The 3697-nt window shown below is 62.0% G+C and carries 3 protein-coding genes; 1 reads left to right on the forward strand and 2 read right to left on the reverse strand.

Annotated elements, in window-relative coordinates:
* On the reverse strand, positions 1-257 hold a 257-nt coding region (locus VGI36_10435), incomplete at its 3' end, for a winged helix-turn-helix domain-containing protein (protein HEY2485558.1).
* Between the two features lie 1175 nt (positions 258-1432).
* Here VGI36_10435 and VGI36_10440 point away from each other — a divergent pair.
* Positions 1433-1648, forward strand: coding sequence for a hypothetical protein (locus tag VGI36_10440; GenBank protein ID HEY2485559.1), 216 nt, complete (start codon positions 1433-1435; stop codon positions 1646-1648).
* Positions 1649-1745: 97 nt separating this feature from the next.
* Here VGI36_10440 and VGI36_10445 read toward each other — a convergent pair.
* A partial coding sequence (locus tag VGI36_10445; protein HEY2485560.1) for a hypothetical protein occupies positions 1746-3697 on the reverse strand: 1952 nt, incomplete at its 5' end.

Genomic DNA, 3697 nt, shown 5'->3' on the forward strand with positions numbered 1-3697 from the left:
GCCCCTGCGGGCTGCGCAGCCCTGCCAGCGGGGGAGCGCTCGACGGGGCTTCCTGACGGCACGCGGACCTCGCCGGTAAACTGGTAGCCGCGTCCGGAGACTGTGCGGATCAAATCCCGCTCAGCGCCGAAAGCAGCGCGCAACGCCGCGATTTGGGATTGCAGATTATTCTCGTCAACCACCCGGTCGGGCCACACGCGCGCCATCAGGGCGCGCTTGCCGGCCGTCGTTTCGGAGGCGGGTTCCATCGCTCGCATTATAGCGGTCCGCCGCGCCACAGTAAATTTCAGGATTTTTCAGGAAAGACCAGCGCACAGCGCACCAGCCTGTTTGCGGACAAGTCTTTCCACGTCTTTCCAGAGGGCGCCCCGGGGACTTTCCAGTTTTTGCTCCTTAGCTTTGTGGCAGTCCCGTCGTGGACGATGCAGTGGCCGGAGGAAGCGCGATGGTCGACGGAGATCTTCGGAATGACAACCTGGCTCGCAAGCTGGCTGAGGAGGACCTCCAACACGCGGTGATTGCCCGACAAAGTAATCCACTCAGCGGTCGGAGCTCGCTTCATCTTTCGCGGCCCATTGCGGAAGTGGTCGGCTTTAAGAGCGAGCGCCATAAACCTTCGTATCACTCCGTAACACCTTTCGATGCCGGTGATTACCTACGTTCAATTGAGCCGCTGATCGCGATCGACTTAGGCTGCATGCGTTGGAAAAGCGCACAGGCCCATGGAGCGCGACGGATGATCGACGAACAGCGAGGATAATACCAAGAGGAGACTACAATGCCCAACTGCTCCGAAAGCCTTAGATCTGGCAGAGCCGCGCGATGCGCAGTTTGTGATGGCAAGTTTGGTCTCGTCCGGCACTACTCGTGGCAAACTCCGCTTTGTTCCAAGAAGTGCGTCGATCACTTCAGAGCTCGCCGGGAAAGTGACCGCAATTGGGTGGGCTGGCTCCAGATCGCCTTCAACCAGCTGCCAGAGAACCGCGCGAGGGCTCGATGACGGTCCAGATCTCACAACGAGGCAAGGCATATTTAGAGACAGCACAGACTTTGCTCCGCGCCGCCCAAACCATGACCGACTCAGCGATTGCGGGTCAACTTAAGAGCCTTGCCGACGACTACCAGCGGCGAGCTGAGAAAGCTTCGCATGTTGATGCCGCCAAAGCATCCGCTCGGTCGGCTGCTAACGCTGAACGCGAGTGGCGTACATGAACCTGATGGGCAACTTCATAGCCCACCCGTGGCGCAGCACGATTTGTTCCAAGGAGTGCGTCCATCGCTTCAAGCTTCGCCGGGAGAGCGACCGCAAATGGCTGCACCAGTTTCCCTTGCGGAGATTTTCTCCTGTTCGGGATCGGAGAACGAGGAGCCTGCGGCCCACTGGCGCCAACTCGTCCGATACGTTGTATTGCTTCGCACAAGGAGGCGCCAAATGACAACTGGAAGCCGCAACAGGATCACCAAGGAAATTCGCGAGCAAATCCTGCATGCTTATCTAGGCGATCCCGTCAAAGGAACTGAACTTGCGATGAGCAACGGACTAACGGCCGCATACGCCTACAAGCTTGCTTGTGAGCGCGGGTTATTGCCGGCGCGCGATGAGAAGCTGCTTGGGCGCAGCCATTCAGCCAGATTTGCATCATCATGATTGTCCTCACTCCAAAAACAAAGGCAATGCTTTGAGGCAGTCAGAGCCGAGTTTGGTTCGGACGCTAGTGCCTCCATGGAGACATCCTCGACATCCGCTATTGGAGGACGTCGATGAGCGCTTTTGCGGTTTGGAGGTCGACCGTGTCGAAGCCCTCGGTAAACCGGTCGTACACCGGCTGGAGGAGCGCCATCGCGTCGGCGGGTCGGCCCTGATCGCGCAAGAGCCGGGCGAAGCTCGTGGCGGCCCGCAGTTCCCAGGACAGCGCACCTTGGCGGCGGGCCCAGTCGAGCGCCTGCCGGAAGTAATCCTCGGCCGTCGCCGCGGCTCCTCGCGTGTCTTGCAACCAAACAAGCTCACCCTTGATGCGCAGCAACTCGGACATTACCCAACGTTCTTCGGTACGCTCGCAGTGCGCGATCGCCTCATCGATCGCGGCGAGCGCGTCGGCGGTCTTCCCAGCACGGCCCAAGGCTTCCGCCGTCTCACGCAGAAAGTGGCTGAAGCGAAACGCGGTGTTGGCCTGGCCGAGGTCGTCGAAGCGTGCGCGCAGCAGCCGCAATCCGCTGGCGACATCACCGCGCCTGACGGCGAGAACTCTCTGAAGGCCAAGGCCAAAGGCATGCCAGACCGCCAGCGCATGCCGTGTCGAGTAGTCGAGCAATGTGCCGACGTAACTTTCCGCCGCCGTCAGATCGCCGGTCCACAACGCGATGGGGCACGCCCCTAGGGCAAGTCCGTAACATAATGACGATGCATGATTGGCCGCGCGAGCGTTGTCGATGTTGCTTTCGGCGGTGCGGATCGCCTGATCCGGAAACCCCTGCAGCCACTGGACCCGCGCAAGGAGGGCGCGTGCCGCCACCTGCGGATCGAAATGGAAGCGAATGATCTCGGGCTTGCGGGTAGGAGGGACATAGTGAGCGAGCATGTGCTCGAGGTGGCGCCGCGCGCTAGGTTGGTCGCCCAAAAAATGTTCCGACACAGCGATCAGTCGGTCGCCGATCAGCCGATCGTTCGGGTCGGAGCGGTTCGCAACCAGAGTACTGAACCTTTGCGCCAGTGTCAGAGCTTCGCGATACCGACCGTCGCTGATGTGAAACGACCAAAGGCCCCTGAGGGACCGCAACTGGTACTCGGCATTGTCAAGGCTCTCTGCAACCTCGAGGGCCTTTGTCCAGGCCGCGGCGGTCTCGGGAACCGTACCTCTGGTATACAGCAGCGATGCGCCGAGTGCGGCACGGAGCTTCATCTCACGGCGCGCATCGGGATTCGTTCCTGCTTCGATCGCGGCGAGCGCCCGAGCGACGCGACTTCGGCACTCGTCCAGCAGCGACAGGTGCATCCACAGGGGCACTGCAGCGGCGGTCAGAGCCACGCCGATCAAGGCCTCACCGTGCAGCGAGAAGGCCCAGTCGAGCGCCGCGCGCAAATTGTCGATTTGACGCCCGTAATCGTCAAGCCACTCGACCGCGGATCCCGCATCCAATTCGGCTTCGGCCTGCTCGAAGAAATCCCTGTAATATTCGGCGTGACGCCGCGCGAGCCGTTCGCCCTCCCCACTCTCGCCGAGCTTTTCGATCGCGTAAGCCCGCGTTGTGTCGAGCAAGCGGTAGCGCGCGACGCGGCCATCAACCTCCGCCGCAACGAGCGACTTCGCGACCAGATTGGCGAGACCCTCGACGGCTTCCGATTGCGGAAGCTCCGGGCTCGCCAGAACCTCACGGGCCGCGTCCAGTCCGAAAGCACCGGCAAAGATCGCCAGGCGGCGCAGGATCACGCGTTCGGGCTCGGACAACAGTTCGTAGCTCCAGTCGAGAGTCGCCCGCAACGTCTGGTGCCGCGGCAATGCCGTCCGCCGTCCGCCCGTTAGCAACCGGAAGCGATCGTCGAGGCCGGCGGCGAGCGCTTTGATGCCGAGCGCGCCGCCGCACGCCGCTGCCAGCTCGATCGCCAGCGGGATGCCGTCGACCCGCCGGCAAATCGTCGCGATCAACGCGGCGACATGATGATCCTCGGAAACATAGGCCCCGCTCGCGCGCGATCGGA

Source organism: Candidatus Binataceae bacterium, from assembly GCA_036495685.1.
Lineage (GTDB): Bacteria > Desulfobacterota > Binatia > Binatales > Binataceae > JAFAHS01.